The sequence below is a fragment of the Clostridium sp. LS genome (assembly GCF_002760435.1).
Taxonomy (GTDB): Bacteria; Bacillota; Clostridia; order Clostridiales; family Clostridiaceae; genus Clostridium.
Map to the genome: position 1 here is coordinate 33,196 of NZ_AUUU01000046.1, position 15,578 is coordinate 48,773.

20 protein-coding genes and 1 pseudogene are annotated in these 15,578 nt (G+C 30.5%); 4 read left to right on the top strand and 17 right to left on the bottom strand.

The features are described 5' to 3' along the window. Nucleotides 1-7 precede the first annotated feature (7 nt). The 7 genes from COL3_RS11815 to speB all read right to left on the bottom strand — a co-directional run bounded on the left by COL3_RS11815 (nt 8) and on the right by speB (nt 6,176). Nucleotides 8-832 (bottom strand): ABC transporter ATP-binding protein, encoded by an 825-nt coding sequence (locus tag COL3_RS11815; RefSeq protein ID WP_008423953.1) that lies wholly within the window; start codon nt 830-832, stop codon nt 8-10. A 16-nt stretch (nt 833-848) separates the two neighbouring features. After that, entirely contained in the window at nt 849-1,646 is a 798-nt protein-coding gene (locus tag COL3_RS11820; protein WP_008423951.1) for an ABC transporter permease, read from the bottom strand. A gap of 27 nt (nt 1,647-1,673) precedes the next feature. Continuing rightward, complete coding sequence (locus COL3_RS11825; protein ID WP_008423949.1) at nt 1,674-2,030, bottom strand: P-II family nitrogen regulator; 357 nt, start codon at nt 2,028-2,030, stop codon at nt 1,674-1,676. A gap of 12 nt (nt 2,031-2,042) precedes the next feature. Beyond that, nucleotides 2,043-2,369 (bottom strand): P-II family nitrogen regulator, encoded by a 327-nt coding sequence (locus tag COL3_RS11830; RefSeq protein ID WP_008423947.1) that lies wholly within the window; start codon nt 2,367-2,369, stop codon nt 2,043-2,045. 269 nt (nt 2,370-2,638) lie between these two features. Next, on the bottom strand, nt 2,639-3,865 hold the full coding sequence (locus COL3_RS11835; RefSeq protein ID WP_008423945.1) for a PucR family transcriptional regulator: 1,227 nt from the start codon (nt 3,863-3,865) through the stop codon (nt 2,639-2,641). 254 nt (nt 3,866-4,119) lie between these two features. Then, nucleotides 4,120-5,136 (bottom strand): ABC transporter substrate-binding protein, encoded by a 1,017-nt coding sequence (locus tag COL3_RS11840; protein WP_008423942.1) that lies wholly within the window; start codon nt 5,134-5,136, stop codon nt 4,120-4,122. Between the two features lie 140 nt (nt 5,137-5,276). After that, nucleotides 5,277-6,176 (bottom strand): agmatinase, encoded by a 900-nt coding sequence (gene speB, locus COL3_RS11845; protein ID WP_008423940.1) that lies wholly within the window; start codon nt 6,174-6,176, stop codon nt 5,277-5,279. Between the two features lie 289 nt (nt 6,177-6,465). Here speB and COL3_RS11850 point away from each other — a divergent pair, with 289 nt between their 5' ends. Then, the gene (locus COL3_RS11850; RefSeq protein WP_008423937.1) at nt 6,466-6,690 is read left to right on the top strand and encodes a DUF1659 domain-containing protein; all 225 of its coding nucleotides are present in this window, start codon (nt 6,466-6,468) and stop codon (nt 6,688-6,690) included. Between the two features lie 43 nt (nt 6,691-6,733). After that, entirely contained in the window at nt 6,734-6,952 is a 219-nt protein-coding gene (locus tag COL3_RS11855; RefSeq protein ID WP_008423935.1) for a DUF2922 domain-containing protein, read from the top strand. Nucleotides 6,953-7,035: 83 nt separating this feature from the next. Here COL3_RS11855 and COL3_RS11860 read toward each other — a convergent pair whose 3' ends face one another. The 8 genes from COL3_RS11860 to COL3_RS11895 form a co-directional block, all read right to left on the bottom strand. Further along, nucleotides 7,036-7,791 carry a phage antirepressor Ant gene (locus COL3_RS11860; RefSeq protein ID WP_008423932.1) on the bottom strand — a complete coding sequence of 252 codons (756 nt, stop codon included), beginning with the start codon at nt 7,789-7,791 and terminating at the stop codon, nt 7,036-7,038. Nucleotides 7,792-7,864: 73 nt separating this feature from the next. Then, nucleotides 7,865-8,257 (bottom strand): hypothetical protein, encoded by a 393-nt coding sequence (locus COL3_RS11865; RefSeq protein ID WP_008423929.1) that lies wholly within the window; start codon nt 8,255-8,257, stop codon nt 7,865-7,867. Nucleotide 8,258: 1 nt separating this feature from the next. Further along, nucleotides 8,259-8,501: an AbrB/MazE/SpoVT family DNA-binding domain-containing protein gene (locus tag COL3_RS11870; protein ID WP_008423928.1), complete on the bottom strand. Its 243-nt coding sequence runs from the start codon at nt 8,499-8,501 to the stop codon at nt 8,259-8,261. A gap of 164 nt (nt 8,502-8,665) precedes the next feature. Beyond that, nucleotides 8,666-9,292 carry an ATP-binding protein gene (locus COL3_RS11875; protein ID WP_008423926.1) on the bottom strand — a complete coding sequence of 209 codons (627 nt, stop codon included), beginning with the start codon at nt 9,290-9,292 and terminating at the stop codon, nt 8,666-8,668. A 49-nt stretch (nt 9,293-9,341) separates the two neighbouring features. Continuing rightward, on the bottom strand, nt 9,342-10,658 hold the full coding sequence (locus COL3_RS11880; protein ID WP_008423924.1) for a phage replisome organizer N-terminal domain-containing protein: 1,317 nt from the start codon (nt 10,656-10,658) through the stop codon (nt 9,342-9,344). A 140-nt stretch (nt 10,659-10,798) separates the two neighbouring features. Continuing rightward, nucleotides 10,799-11,029, bottom strand: a complete 231-nt coding sequence (locus COL3_RS11885) for a hypothetical protein (protein WP_008423922.1) — start codon at nt 11,027-11,029, stop codon at nt 10,799-10,801. Between the two features lie 18 nt (nt 11,030-11,047). Next, on the bottom strand, nt 11,048-11,269 hold the full coding sequence (locus COL3_RS11890) for a helix-turn-helix domain-containing protein (RefSeq protein ID WP_008423918.1): 222 nt from the start codon (nt 11,267-11,269) through the stop codon (nt 11,048-11,050). A 116-nt stretch (nt 11,270-11,385) separates the two neighbouring features. Next, nucleotides 11,386-11,610, bottom strand: a complete 225-nt coding sequence (locus COL3_RS11895; protein ID WP_008423917.1) for a helix-turn-helix transcriptional regulator — start codon at nt 11,608-11,610, stop codon at nt 11,386-11,388. A gap of 252 nt (nt 11,611-11,862) precedes the next feature. Here COL3_RS11895 and COL3_RS11900 point away from each other — a divergent pair, with 252 nt between their 5' ends. Together COL3_RS11900 and COL3_RS11905 are read left to right on the top strand one after the other, a co-directional pair. After that, nucleotides 11,863-12,237, top strand: a complete 375-nt coding sequence (locus COL3_RS11900; RefSeq protein WP_008423915.1) for a helix-turn-helix transcriptional regulator — start codon at nt 11,863-11,865, stop codon at nt 12,235-12,237. A 195-nt stretch (nt 12,238-12,432) separates the two neighbouring features. Beyond that, nucleotides 12,433-12,615: a hypothetical protein gene (locus COL3_RS11905; protein ID WP_008423912.1), complete on the top strand. Its 183-nt coding sequence runs from the start codon at nt 12,433-12,435 to the stop codon at nt 12,613-12,615. Nucleotides 12,616-12,763: 148 nt separating this feature from the next. Here the strand turns inward: COL3_RS11905 and COL3_RS28725 are convergent, their stop codons facing one another. Both COL3_RS28725 and COL3_RS28730 read right to left on the bottom strand, forming a co-directional pair. After that, nucleotides 12,764-13,942 carry a tyrosine-type recombinase/integrase gene (locus COL3_RS28725; protein WP_035283434.1) on the bottom strand — a complete coding sequence of 393 codons (1,179 nt, stop codon included), beginning with the start codon at nt 13,940-13,942 and terminating at the stop codon, nt 12,764-12,766. Nucleotides 13,943-14,398: 456 nt separating this feature from the next. Then, nucleotides 14,399-15,544, bottom strand: a pseudogene (locus COL3_RS28730) (recombinase family protein); the annotation flags it as partial. Nucleotides 15,545-15,578: the final 34 nt, after the last annotated feature.

A 15,578-nucleotide genomic window follows, 5' to 3' on the forward strand; every position in this document is an offset into this window, starting at 1 on the left:
CGAGTTTCTAATTATGTCCGTCTGGGGCATACAATAAATTGTTAATTCCTTTTCTGATTTCAATAAATTCTTTTGTATCTTTTAATTCCAATTCTCTTTTATGCGGTAGATATACATTTACTTGTTTGATAACTTTTCCTGGCCTTGCCGACATAACATATATTTTATTAGCTAAAAACACTGCTTCATCAATATCATGTGTTATGAATACTACTGTAGGATGTTCTTTTTCCCATAATTCTCGAAGTAATAGCTGCATCATAGATTTTGTATGTGGATCTAAAGCTCCAAATGGCTCGTCCATTAACAGCACTTCTGGTTGATTTGCAAGAGCTCTTGCTATTGCTACTCTCTGTTTCATACCACCTGATAATTCTTTAGGATAACTTTTAGCGAATTTGCTAAGTCCTATAACATCCAAATATTTGCTAGTAATTTCATCTTGTTTTTCTTTAGACATTTTTTTAGTTTTTAGTCCAAATTTGATATTATCCTCTACTGTCATCCATGGAAACAAAGTATATGATTGAAATACCATGCCTCTATCAGGTCCAGGTCCAGTCACTTTTTTATCATTTACAATAATGTCTCCAACTGTAGGAAAATCTAATCCAGCAAGCATATGTAACAATGTAGATTTTCCACATCCAGAAGGTCCTACAATACATACAAAGTCGTTATCCTGAATGTTTATTGACACATCTTTAATTGCCGTAGTGCTTTTTTTATTGGAGGTATAAATCTTATCAATATGTTTAACAAGAATCTTAGTGCTTGCTACAGTTGCCTCTAAGCTGGCACCAGCATTATTATATCTCTCTTTTACTAACATTTTTTATTCCTCCTTCTTACTCATTCCATGGAAACATCTTCTTTGTTACAAATGCAAATATTCTATCTGTAATCAACCCCAAAAGGCCAATTACTAAAATACCAGAAAAAATACTTTGCGTATGGAAAAATCTTTGTGCATTCAATATTTGATATCCTAAACCCGAACTAGATGCAACAAGTTCTGCAACTGTTAAGTAAGTCCAAGCCCATCCAATCATCATTCTTAATGTAATCATCATTCTGGGAGCCATAGCTGGAATCAATACCCTTGTTATTGTTGTCCACCTTGTTGTTCCTAAAGTATAACTTGCAGATAATAAATCATCTGGAACTGATCTTGCATCATCAGCAATCATTAAAACCAACTGAAAAAAAGCTCCTAAAAATACAACCATAATCTTAGCTGTTTCTCCAATGCCGCACCATACCATGACAAGAGGTACAAATGCTGGTACAGGCATATATCTTATAAATTCGCAAATTGGATTTATAACTGCTTCAAATGGTTTAAAACACCCTGCAAAAATTCCAAGCGGTACACCAAGTACAACTGCTAAAATAAATCCCATTGTAATACGGTAAATACTAGCTCCCATATTATTCCATAAGTTTCCTTCTTTTACTCCATTTACAATATCACTAATAACATTAATAGGAGATGGAAGAAACATTTCTTTTACATAGCCGCTCATATTAGTTGCAAGCCATAAAGCAAAAATAATAACAAACGTTGATATTGTAATTATTCCATAACGAGATTTTGTTATATCTTTTCTTAGCCTAAAATCACCTTTATCTCCCTTAGCTTTCATATAATTCACTCCTTAATAACACTAGTTTTACATTAACGCATCATCACCCTTTTCACCTGTATGAACTCTTATGCTTTCATCAACAGGTAAAATGAAAATCTTTCCATCGCCATTCATATTACTATGATTTACAGACATAATTACATTAATGACTTCATCAACTTCTTCATCTCTAACTATCATTTCGATCATTTTTTTTGCAATTAACGTATTATTATATATATCATCTGTGGCTGGATCCCCTTCTCCTGATGTAAATTGAACTGCTCGTTTTCCTCTTCCAAGCACCTCTTTGGAACTCATTGCAAAAAATCTGTGATCGCTTAATGCCTGTTTTGTCTTAAAATACAAATTAGGTCTTATTATTACAACAATTTGCTTCATAAAATGTGCCTCCTATAATTCATTTTTACCGTTACTTATTGTTATTACCTTTTCAACTGGAAGAATAAATATTTTCCCATCCCCAAAAGAACCTTCATTGCTTGTCCTCGAATTCTTAACGATGATATCTGTAACCTTATCAACATCACTATCATCTACAACAATCATTAGGGTTTCTTTAGGAATTTCATCATAATATACATCTTCTACTTTTAATCCTCTTTGTTTTCCTCTCCCCAAAATTCCAAATCGTGTTACAGCACGAAATCCATTGTCACACATCTTCTTTAAAACCTCTTCACATTTTTCTGGTCTTATTATTGCCTTTATCATCTTCATAATCTTTACTTCCTTTCTTGTGTTAATTCTCTTTTTGCTTATAAAAAAAGCAAAAACGCATAAATATATTTCTATATTTAAAGCGCCTTTGCTTTTCCTTTATTTCTTGATTTAATTATAAGCTTTTAACTAACTCATTGACAATGGAATCAATCCATAATTATACTTGTGCCTTTAGCACAAAGAATGAGAAATTTTCATAGCCCTGCGGAATAAAAATATATATCATTTCGTTTTATCACCACATAAATTTATGTTATATGTTATTGCTAGACACTAATATTATCACGATATTTCTTTATTGCAAAAGCAAGTTTTAACTCTAAAAATGATGATACATCTGTTAAGTCAGTTCCTAATATCTTTTTAATCTTGTCCATTCTATAGCGCATAGTATTTCTATGAATAAATAAAGCTTCTGCAGTTGCATTTGCATTACAATTATTATCTAAATAAGCCTCTAAAGTATCGCATAAGCATCCATCCTGAATTTTGTCAGCATCTTCTAATACTTTTAATTTACTATTTTTATAATTATCTAAAAATTTATCATTTTTAATTTGACTTAAAAATGCATATAATCCAAGATTATTATAGAAATAAATCTGTTCTTTAGAATTCAAAATATTTGAAATTTTTATTGTATTTTTTGCTTCTTGATAACTAAGCTTTATTTCTTCTATATAGCTATAACTACTTCCTACCCCAACAACTATTTGTAGATGATATGACATTTCAACCTTTTTCACAATATTTTTCAGTATCATAATTAATAAATCATCACTAAACATATCTGTAGGAATTAATGCTACCGCAAATTCACCTTGTATTAATGTCATCATATGTCTAAGTCCATAATTATTAAATTCCCTTTTTATACTTTTTTTTATGTTCTCTTTTATTTCATTAATATAACCATTATCCTTAATCTGTAATTTTTGTAGCTCCTCATTTAAATTATCAATATGAAATACTGCAATTTGATAACTTCTATTTAAATTAATTCCATAATACTGAGCTTGTTCAATTATATTCTCTACTGAAAAATTGTCTACATACAAAATATTAGATAAAATTCGTTCCATTGAATTTGCATTGCTTTCTTCTTCCACTAATGCTTTGCAAATTATTTGAGAAAAATCTATCAAATGCAAATTAATAGATATTTCAAATAGAGGTATTTCTAATTCATTGCAAATGTTTTTAACTGAATCTAAAATCTGCCCCTCATTAATAACAATTCCTGCAACTTTTTGTTCTTCCGCTGTTCTAATAATTTCTAGCATTCTTTTTTCATTATTCGTCAAACTCTCATTGGTAACAATAACTAACTCTCCGCCATGAATCAGCTCACCAAAATCATAATCTTCACTCAAACATTGAATGCAATCTGCAAAATATAACCATCTTATATAGCGGTTTAATCCACTTTCACCTGCAATAAGCTCTAAGCCCTCTTTGAGCTGCTTTATATGAAGTAAATCTTCACAATTCATTTTTCAACAACCCCCGCCCCATTTTTTATAAATTTACATTTATATTTTATTAATTTTGTTTTGACTTTTATCATATTAATAATCATAAATGAAAATAATTTTCCAGATTTATATTAAGTTATAACATATTTATGTAAAACAATCAATTTTACTATATGGATCTACAACAACCCATAGTATGTATATTGAACTAATTAACTTAAAAAATAGAAAAATCGTTATGCATCATTCGTACATAACGTTTTCCATTTTATCTACTTGCTTTTTGCATATTCCTTTACAAACTTATCATTAAGCAGATCTTTACAATCAACCTCCTTAGTTATAACTCCAAGTTCTTTCATAAAGCTTTCAATCTTATTTTGTGTATATCCCCAATAAGTATAGTTATCAGCTTCTTCAAATAATTTAAGTTCTTCATCAATATCAGGAATAATTAGACCTTCCATTTCGCTAGCAAATTCCTTTTTATCTACACCCATTTTTGTAGCCATAAATTCATTTGCTTCATCAGGATTTTGCTTCCAATATTCTCTAGCTTCAAAAAAACTTTTAACAACTGCTTGCACAACTTCCGGCTTATTGTTTACTATATCAGATGAAGCTAAAAGTGCATCCGTAATTAAATCTGGATTATCTTTTGAGGAATATAGAACTGTTCCACCTGAATTCTTTGCATTTGAGAAATATGGATCCCAGACACAGGCTGCATCAACTTGCCCAGCAACAAAAGCATTACCTGCTTGTTGAATTGACATGTCAACAATATTTATATCTGACTTTGACATCCCTGCATCATTTAAAAGTGTTAGTAAAAACATATGATCAACACTATATAACTGAGTAGCTACTGTTTTTCCTTTTAAGTCTTTAATGCTTTTAATTTCTGGCTTAGCAATCAACCCTTCACATCCATTCGATTTGTCAGAAACTAAGACAACACTAAATTTACCTCCTTGACTATATGGGGCTATTGTTTCTGAAGATGGGGCTGTACAAAAATCTAATTTGCCACCTACAAATGCATTTGAACTTTCTGTTGTAGAAGTAAATTCTTGAATCTCTACATCCAGTCCATTTTTTTCAAAGATTCCTTTTTCTTTTGCAAGATAGTAAAGTTCATTTGTTGGCCATGTAGTCATACCTAACGTTACTTTAGTAAGTTCACCTTCTTTTTTTGCTGAACTATCGACTGTTTTTCCATTTCCGCACGCAGCCAATGAAAACATCATAAATACTGCAAGCATACTACCTAAAATTTTCTTTTTCATAATTATGCCTCCTCTGGTTAATAAATTCCGGTTGATTTTTACTTATATTTTTTATTGCTTTCTTTACACTATCAAAAAAAAACGACCCCAAAATCTAATTTGAAAATCGCCTTTGATTTATAAATTTTATTCTATTTCTATTACTTTTCATACATAAGATGCATTAAATCCTGAGCAATATTTGCTGCTGCTAAAGCCGTAATTTCACTATGATCATATGCCGGCAAAACTTCAACTAAATCTGCTGCAACTACATTTAACCCTTTTAAGTTATACAATAGTTTACGCATTTGAGCTGTTGATGGTCCTCCAATAACTGGAGTCCCTGTTCCTGGAGCTGCTGAAGGATCTAATGCGTCTATATCAAATGTTATATACACAGGCATGTCCCCAATAATCTTTTTAATTTTCTCAGCCAATTCTTCCATGTTCATAAAGACTGCATCTTGAGCATAAATAATATTGTATCCACATTCAGACATTTCTGTACGTATAAATACCTGTACTGAATGGCTTGGATCAACACATCCTTCCTCCTGTAAATCATATGCAAAATTTGCATGTGAAACATTTTTTCCTGTACTTGGTGTACTGTCTTGATGTGAATCAAAATGTAGTAATGCAAGCTTTCCATACTTTTCACTTGCTGCACGTACCATACCATAAGGAATTGTATGATCTCCACCTAATGTAAGGAGCTTACAACCCGCATCAATGATCTTTTTAGCATGTTTATATGTTTCCTCAAGCATTATATTTGTTGTATCAGCACCAACATAAAAACCAATATCTCCATAATCTATAATTTTAGCCTCATCGCTTAATTTACAATTCCATGGATATTTAAAGCAACATGTCAACTGACTCATATTGCGTATTGCTCTTGGTCCTAACCTTGCACCTGGTCTGTTAGTAACACCACTATCAAAAGGTACTCCCATTACAACAATATCTACATCATTAAGATCTCTGGTTACTGGATAAAGATTAAAGCTTGGTATTCCAGCATAGTGCAAGTGTTTTTGAACTTCATATTCCATTACTATTCCTCCAATCAATGTTTAACTATACTTTAATTATAACTATCACTTTTATTTTAACAATATTGCCATCTATCAAAAACTATTGTGCTAAAAGCACAATACAAATTGATCTACAAAACCGAGAGCTTTTATTTTTTTATTATTACTACATACTTATCCTTTGAATACTTTTAATCTGTTTTAGTTCTTTTGTTGATTAAAAAACAAATAAATTTTATTTATTTATGTAATAGCGAACATTTGTCCATATATCCTTTATGAAAACAAAATGAAGGAGGTAAAAACTATGGCTGTAACAAAATCAATTCAAACTGCATCCCTAAGCATTGAAGTTCAAAGCGGGACTGATAAAGCGGGGGACGCGATCTACAGCAAGAAGACTTTTTCTGGTGTAAAAACAGATGCTGCTCCTCAAAATGTCTATGATGTTGCTGAAGCAATAAAAGGCGTTATGGAAGCTTCAACTAGAGATTACTTTATAAATGAATCTTCTAGTTTATTAAATGCTTAGGATAGCATTCCTAAGTAAATTTTTAAGATTGGAGGTATGTTAAATGGAATACACTTTAGCTATGACTTTTTTAACTGCTGCTGGTTTAAAGACTACTTTAAGCGTTAGTGGTGTTAAATCTACTCTCACTAAAGATGAAGTAAATGCACTTATGGATGTTGTTATTGCCAAGAATATTTTCAAAACTAATTCTGGCGATTTAGTTAAGAAATCTAGTGCTCAATTGACTCAAAGACAAGTTACTAAATATGAAGTAGCTTAGTTGCTTTTTTTAAAAATGGAGGTTGTCCTTACGAATAGGATAGCCTCCATTTATATATATGAATTCTCATACAAATCTTTAATTTATAACTCTCTAATCTTTCTTCCTATGAAATCTATCCCCTTCTGAAATACCATGGTTTTTATATTAATTTTAGTTTCTCCACTAGGTACAGTATACTTTTGTTCCAATATGCGAAAATAACCAGAATCTACAAACTGCTGATAAGGAATATTATTTTTATCTAAAACTTTTTTATCTCTAAGTAGAGAAAACAGCCTATTTCTTCCCATTCCTCTAATTCCAAGAACCTTTGCAACATGTCCCATTTCAATTGCATCTTTAGAGCCTGCAACATCATCATAAAATTGTCCTTTAGGCTCTAATAACTTCACTTTATTTTCGGCTTCAACCCTTGCTTTTCTCTCTTCTTTTAACTTAGTAGCTGCAACAATAAGTAAATCTGGATTATCTAATAATTCATCTGTAGCATACATTCCTGTTTTTCGTATGCTAGGCAATACCTCATCAAAGATCCATGCCTCAAATTTCTCTGCACCTGGCAATTCGGATTTTGCAGTTAGGCGGTATACATCCCCTTCCAGTATTAAACTCATTTCTACATTTTGGATAGCATCCGTTCCATCTTTCCTTTTTCCTGTTACTACCCCTATGTCGTGTTTCACGACACCCCTACAATGTCTTAAAAGTGCAGCTCTTGGATTTTTATACCCTAAAGCTTTTGCTATATCAATTCCAACAGCATAATCTTTATTATTAATTTTTAACCATCTTATTTCTCCAAAGCGTTCATCTTTAAAAATTCGTAAACTATCCATTTGTTTATCTCCTTTTCTCAGAATTTTATCTTTTTAATACTTCTATAATATAAAATATTCATTCCATATTAACTTATTTTATAATCTTTAGATTTGGCTTATTAGCTTCTTTTTTATAATCTTCACTAAACTCATTAATAAAATAATCAAAGTTACATTTAACATACAACAAACCTTTTCTTTCATTCCAGCTTAAAGCATATATCTTATTTATTCTGATCTGAGTATCTTGATTATATATAGTCCATCCATCTCTCCACATACCAACTGGTGGAATATCACTATATAGATTAAAAGGTATACTTTGATCTAAATTTCTTATACAACCTTTTTCATTCATACTAAAATAAAGACATCCATCTTCATTTCTGTTCGTGCTTTTCCCCTGACATTCTCCACCATGTTTATAATTCCTCTTGCAATATGCACATTCCAGACGGTTAGGTAAATCTTTCGGTCTGTTCATTCTAATTCTGTCCTAAAGTCTTTCTGCAGCCACTACAAACAAGCACATTATTAAATTCACTTATATCTTTATCACTTCCACAAAAGATGCATCCTTTACTATATTTCCTTAAAACTATATCATTGTTAACCTTAGCTATTTCGATTGGATCTCCTTCATTAATGCCTAACACTTTTCTTATTTCCTTTGGTATTACAACCCTTCCCAAGTTATCGAGATTTCTTACTATCCCTGATGCTTTCATTTTTACTTCCTCCTCATATAAATTATTTCTTGCATTGAATTACTCTTATCTTTTCTTCTAAAATCACATTTTCATAACAGATTAGGCAAAATTAAGGAAATTCCTACTCACATTCATAGGAGTAAGTGCGAGCAGCCAAATGTGAAAGCCCACTTTTTACACTCTTACTTAAGCCTATAATTATTCCTAATATCCTTCTCAATTTCTACTACATAATCTTTTGACATTTCATATATTCTTGAAGAAACCCCCTCATCAAAAGCTAATAGTCTATCAATAGAAAATTCGCTGCTGACTATAATAGGCAGAAAGTTAAGGTACCTATAATTAATGATTTCAAAAATAATATTTACATCACTCTCAGTTACTTTCCCCTTGAAGAGGTCATCAATCAAAAGGACCTCGCATAATTGATACTTTGAAATTGTCCTAGTATAATATTCTTCATCAATCATGTTTTGTTTTATCTTTGTGATTACATCACGATAAGGCATGTACACTACTTTAATCCTTTGCTTTAAAAAGTTTAATGCAACAGCAATGCTGCAGTGCGTTTTACCGCTGCCAACCTGTCCGCATAATAAAATACTATTTCGCCTATTATCTTTTATTTCATCAAAATCAGTACAATACGCTGCAGCAGTATCCTTGATTCTACTTGACGCTTCATTCCAAACTTCAAAACTAGAAAAAGTAAGTTTACTTTGTTCAACATTGATTCCTGAATACTTCCACTCACTTTTTAGCTTTTCTATTTTCCTGCATTCACAAGCTACAGCAAGAGGCTGCATATGCTCCTGCTTGATAAGTATCCATCCAGTATCGCAGCATTTGTCACACCTATATGAGATTTGCCTCAATCCTCTTTCTTTCAGCTTCTGTAAGTTTTCGTGGTTCCTTTGGCTTGAATCCTGCAAATTCATTTTTATCTGCTGTGTTACTCTTTCTAGTGCCTCTAAAGCCATTTTTCTTCACCTCCACATTATCTTCTGGACATCCATCTCTCTTCCAGTTTTTTAATACGCCAATTGCATAATTTATGTCTGGACAATTTTTTTGAAACCCAACATCCATAGCCTTCTTAACCCACTTTTCTCCGTAAAGATCAATAGCTGATCTAAGCGCAACATACTCACAACTACCTGGTTTTCCTGTTATTTTTTCATGATACTTCATAAGCTCCATTGCCTTAGAATTTATATCCACCTCTTCTACCGACCCATTATTATTATTATCAAAGAGATTAGGTTGACTTACTGCTTCATTACAATCTAAGTTTTTATTATTCATGTCATAAGTTAAGCTTTTATTATTTAAATCAAAAATCCTTTTTGTACTTTTTATATTTTTATCTTTATCTATTTCTTTTTTCTCCTTCTTAATCTTATTCTCTATCTCTTTCTTATTCTGTTGCGTTACTGTAACGTTACTTTTATTTTGCGTAACGTTACTAGTATTTTTAGTAACAGTACTATTATTATCAGTAATTTCTATAATGTTATTACTGATATCTTTATTATTAGCAATTTCCGAACTGATATCACTAGCTGCTTCATCAGTATCAGTATTTACAGAAGCTTCTTCCCTTGTTTCTAAATTCTCTAATGTTGCATTTTCATCAAGAGCTTTATTTTCTTCTGGCGCATAATTCTCCTCTGATGAATTTTTCTTTTGTTCTAATTGCTCATTTTCATTCAAAGTTATGCTTTCTTCTAAAACTTCATCTTCATAGCTTTCTTGAGCATCACTTTTACTAGACTTCTTCTCCCATTTTTTCTTTTCTCTATGAGTCTCAGCTCTTTTTCTATTTTGCTCACGAACTTTTTCCATTCCTTCTATATTTTGATACTTGTCCCAGTTTACAATTCTGATTACTTTATCAGGAGCTATTTCAATCATTCCAAATTTAGATAGAACTCTTAATGCAAGTTTAATGGCATCTATTGGTCTGGAAAATAATATAGCTAACATATTTGCAGTAAGAGGCTTTCCCTCTGATAAAAATATTTCACCATTAGCATTAAGCTTTCCACCTAGTAAAAGTATTCTTATCCACACATAATGGATTGTATCCCTTTCTTTCATTGCATCTATTAATTTCATTTTTTCATCATCAGGCATACAAGTAGCTAATTTAATCCATTTAATATCTGCCATTATTTTTCACGCTCCCATAAATAAAATTTTCTAAATCTTTCAAGTCCATCCCAGGATGGATTTATTCCAATTGAATTACAAACATATACGTAACATTTTAAGATTTTAAAATTCACCCTTCTCCCTCATTTAGTAATACCTTATTTTATTAGAATTCCCTTATGTGCCTTTCCCCTCTTCCCCTTTTCAAAGTCATAATAAATACACTCTTCAAGTTGCTTAACCGGAAAATTTTCTCCTAGCATTTGGATGCATACTTTTGTATCCCTTTGATAATTCTTTAATATTTGTATTAAATCATTAGCTGTTAATCCTTCAAATTTTCTAATCAATCTAAATCCCCTCTTTCTAAAATCGTTAACTATATCCATAAAAATGAATTTATTCTATTATTCATTTCTATCAAAAGTTAATTCTTTAATATCCTCTAAGTTAGATAAATCCTTTCCATTGCTCTCTTCTAAAAACTTCATTAATTCTGTTCTGGTTATCTTTAGACTTCCAAGCTTTAATCCTCGTATCACATTATTCCTTAATAGATCATACACAGAATTTCTATTAACTTTTAATAACTCTGCAGCTTCAGACACAGTATATAAAACCGGCTCCATGATTATCCCCCTATTCTCATCTCAATAATTCAACCCTCACAAATTTACTTCACATTACAAGTGCTATTTCACTCCAACCTAACAAAAAGATCGTATCTATAATTTTCTACTTAATATTAAGCGTTTCTATCAGTTTTCATATTGTTAAATTCATCAATAATAAATAGTTCTTCTATTGTTTTCCCAAAAAAATTCGAAATGAATTTAGCCTCTGTTACACTAAAATCAGATTTACCATTTATTTTGTAGTTTAAAGCACTTCCAGTTATTTTAAGTTTTTCAGCTAATTCCTGTTGAGTAATTCTTTTTTCTACCATAAGGCCTTTTAATTTGCTATACATCTCTCATTCTCCTTTTTTAATTATTCACTATAAACTAATTATTATTTTAATTTTCAAAATGATAATCAGAATATGTATATTATCTAAATGCTAATTTAGCTTTATTATAAATTAGCATTTAGATAATTTCAACATATTTTACTTAATTTAATAAATTTTATTTTTTCTTTTAGTTAATTCGATGTTTATTAATTAGCAAATAGTTTATAATATAGGTTAGTGAATTGCATATAGTTATAGGGGGGTGATAATATGAGTAAATTTCCTATTAGACTTAAAGAACTTCGTGAAGAAAAAGGGTTATTAGGTAAAGATTTTGCTAAAATTATGAACGTGGAACCTGCAACAGTAACCAATTGGGAAAAAGGAAATAGATTTCCTAAGGATGATGTATTAATTAAAATTGCTGACTATTTTGACTGTAGCACTGATTATCTTCTAGGCCGAACTGATGATAAACTTTCAAAAGTATACTCTGGGACATTGCATAATCAAACTATAGAAATTGAAATCGATAAAGGATTTCCTCATGAACTAACTGCTGAAGAGGTTCAAAACATAATTAAGCAGTTAGATGCCGTGGGTTTAGATGTGAACAAACTAATTGAAAACTCTAAAAAGAAATAAAGTACAAAGAAAAACTGTAGAAACTATCTATAGTTTTTTATTTGTTTTTTATACTATTTTTGAGTTTAATGTATTAAATATTTATGCCTTCTCCTAAAAAATCAAAAAATTATTCCAAAATATTGAAATTAATTTTACATAATGTTATAATTTTCCTTAGAACAAGAGTTCGCTTTATGTTAGGGGGAGATTTTAATGTTGTGGAAATACATTTTGAAGATAAAACTCAATAATGAAATCGTTTATAAAAGGGATATAGGCGAAAATGAGAATTTCATACATAAAAATGATGAAGAGTTATCAAGTATAAATAATGCAAATTGCGAAACAATAGCTAACGTGGAGGTGTTAAAACATGGAAGATGTGGTAAAATTTAATGGTGATTCAAAAGAGGGAAAAGTGTGTTCCTATACAGAACACGCCACATGTTGAAACTGTAGTGAAGCTAATTAAGCAATAAAGCCATTTTTGATAGCATAATTAGTTAAAAATCTTCCGACTTCCGACATTCTTCCGACCGTGGATTTATGTGGTCGGAAGATTTATTTTTAACATATTTTCAAAAATATTAACACTATCATTTGACATCTTTTTAGTAACGTGAGAATAAACATCCATGGTAATTGAAGATTTACTATGACCAAGTCTTTCTTGAATATCTTTTATATTGGCACCAGCTTCTAATAACATGGTTGCGTGAGTGTGTCTTAATGAATGAAATTTAAATGGTATGTTTAATTCATAATTTACAATTCTACTTAGATACTTAATACTATCTGTAGTTAGGAGTTCACCATTTTCTTTTAAGCAAACAAAATCATAATCATTTTTAATGTAATATTCACCATAACGTAATTTGTTTGCTTTTTGATCAGTATGAAATCTTTTTAATAAAGAAATTAATGTACCTCCAATTTTTATAGTTCTATAACTGCTTTGAGTTTTTGGAGTGCCAAAAACCCATTGTTTAAATTCGTTTCTATACAGTATTTTTTCTACTTTAATAGTATGAGCGTTAAGATCTATGCAGTCCCAAGTTAATGACATAACTTCTGCAGCTCTCATTCCAGTGTGGAAACCTATTTGAAGTGGGATATGCATGTTACTGCCATAAGGGAATCTTTTTAATATAGTATTATACTGCTCGAGAGTTATAATTTTTAAATCTTCTAGATTATTAATTAATTTTTGATTGTACTTAGGCATTTTTACAAATGTCATTGGATTTTCTTTTATTAATTGATATGGATATACAGCATTTTTGAATGCTCCACTTAAAACTCCATATAGATTGCTTAAATAGTTCTTACTAAATCCATTTCTATACTTTGTATTAATCAGTTCTTGTAATTTAGCAGGAGTAATTTTTTTTAGGTGATATATACCTATTTGTGGCTTAATATGGTTTTGAATTAATTGTTTATAGCTAACTTGAGTGTTAGGTTTGCAATTAAGTAAAACATATTCTTTAAACCAATAGTCAAAGTAGTCACTAACGCTAATATTACTTTCATCTATATAGCTACCTGCATTTTCAAATTCAATAATTGCCTTTCTTAGCGATTCTAGTGCTTCTTTTTTTGTAGATCCTCCTGCACGTTCAATCTTTTTTCTTTTTCCATTCTCCTTTCCTACTTCAAAACTATAGTACCATTTGTTACCTTTCTTTCTAACGCTTCCTTCCCCTTTTAATGAATGGCTCATGCCAGAATTAAATATGAATGTTAGCATATATGGATCTTTATTTCCTTCTTCATCCGTTCCACCTAATATTATTTTATTAACTGCACTTTCAAAAACTACTCTATCAAATTCTTTTATAGGCTTATTGCTATCAAAAACTTTTCTAAAACTTTCAATTCTTTTCTTTACATCAATATTATCTTCATTAACCAGTTCTGCTTCATCTCTTTGTGTTTTAAGTTTTTCTAATTCTGTTGATAGTTCTGTGTATTTAAGTTCATAAGTATCTTTGTCTATCATTTCATCTATTCTCATATCAACTAATTTTCTAATCTTATTTTCTATAGCTGAAACTTCTCTTTGAAGCTTTTTTAATTCTTTTATAGAATTAGTAGCATTGATTGTATTTTCTACTGTTTCCATAAATTCTTCTACTATTTCTTTATTTTGAAGACAAAACATATTAAATGCTTCCAAAAATGCATTTTCTATTATCTTTTCGTCTATCCCTTTACTATCTGGGCAGTATTTCTTACCTTTTTTAGTTGATACAACACAATGCCAAATGGTCTTTTCATGAGAAGTATTACTATGCCATCTTCTTCTCGTAGCCGTTCCTCCACAAAAACCACATTCAATTTTACTGCTAAATGCAAACTGCCTGCTATATTTTTCTTTTCTTCCCATATTGTTGCTTCCTGAATTTCTCTTATTTAATATCTTCTGAGCTTCATTAAACATTTCTTCTGAAATGATTGGTTCGTGATGTGAGTTAATATAATATTTTTCTTCTTCTCCCATATTATCAAGTCTTCTATGGGATATTGGATCAACTGTAAAAGTCTTACCTAGCAGTAAATCTCCTTTGTATTTTTCGTTTTTAATTATACCTCTTACAGAACCATCATTCCAATTTGTATTTCCCTTCTTTGTTTTATACTTTAATTTGGTAAGCTCTTTTGCTATAACAAAACAGCCTGCACCTTCTACATATCTTTGAAAAATGTATCTAACTGTCTTAGCTTCTTCTTCATTTATTGTAATTACTTTATTTATTGGATCATAATCATACCCTAAACATCCATTGAACCCAACCATTTCTCCTCTTTTCATTTTCATCTTTAATCCCATTTTTACATTAGCTGAAATAGATTCGCTTTCTTGTTGAGCTAAAGAACTTAAAATGACAAGTAGCATTTCACCATTCATTGTTAGGGTATTGATATTTTCCTTTTCAAATAAGATTGCAACATTATGTTCTTTAAGAAGTCTTACATATTTTAATGTATCTAAAGTGTTTCTTGCAAATCTGGATATTGATTTAGTTATTATTAAATCAATCTTCCCATCTACCGCATCATTTATCATTCTTTGGAAATCTAATCTTTTATCTGTCTGAGTCCCACTAATCGCTTCATCTGCATATATATCAACAAGTGCCCAATCCGGCTTATTTTCTACCATATTTCTATAATGTTCTACTTGGGAATTATAACTACTTAATTGTTCTTCTGAATCCGTACTTACTCTGCAATAAGCAGCTACTCTTAATCTTTCTATAACCTTTGCATTTTTTCTATTAACTCTGCTTGTACTAGCTTTTATCACCTGAACATCTGCCATATGAATCGCTCCTTCAAAACATGTATTCCTATAA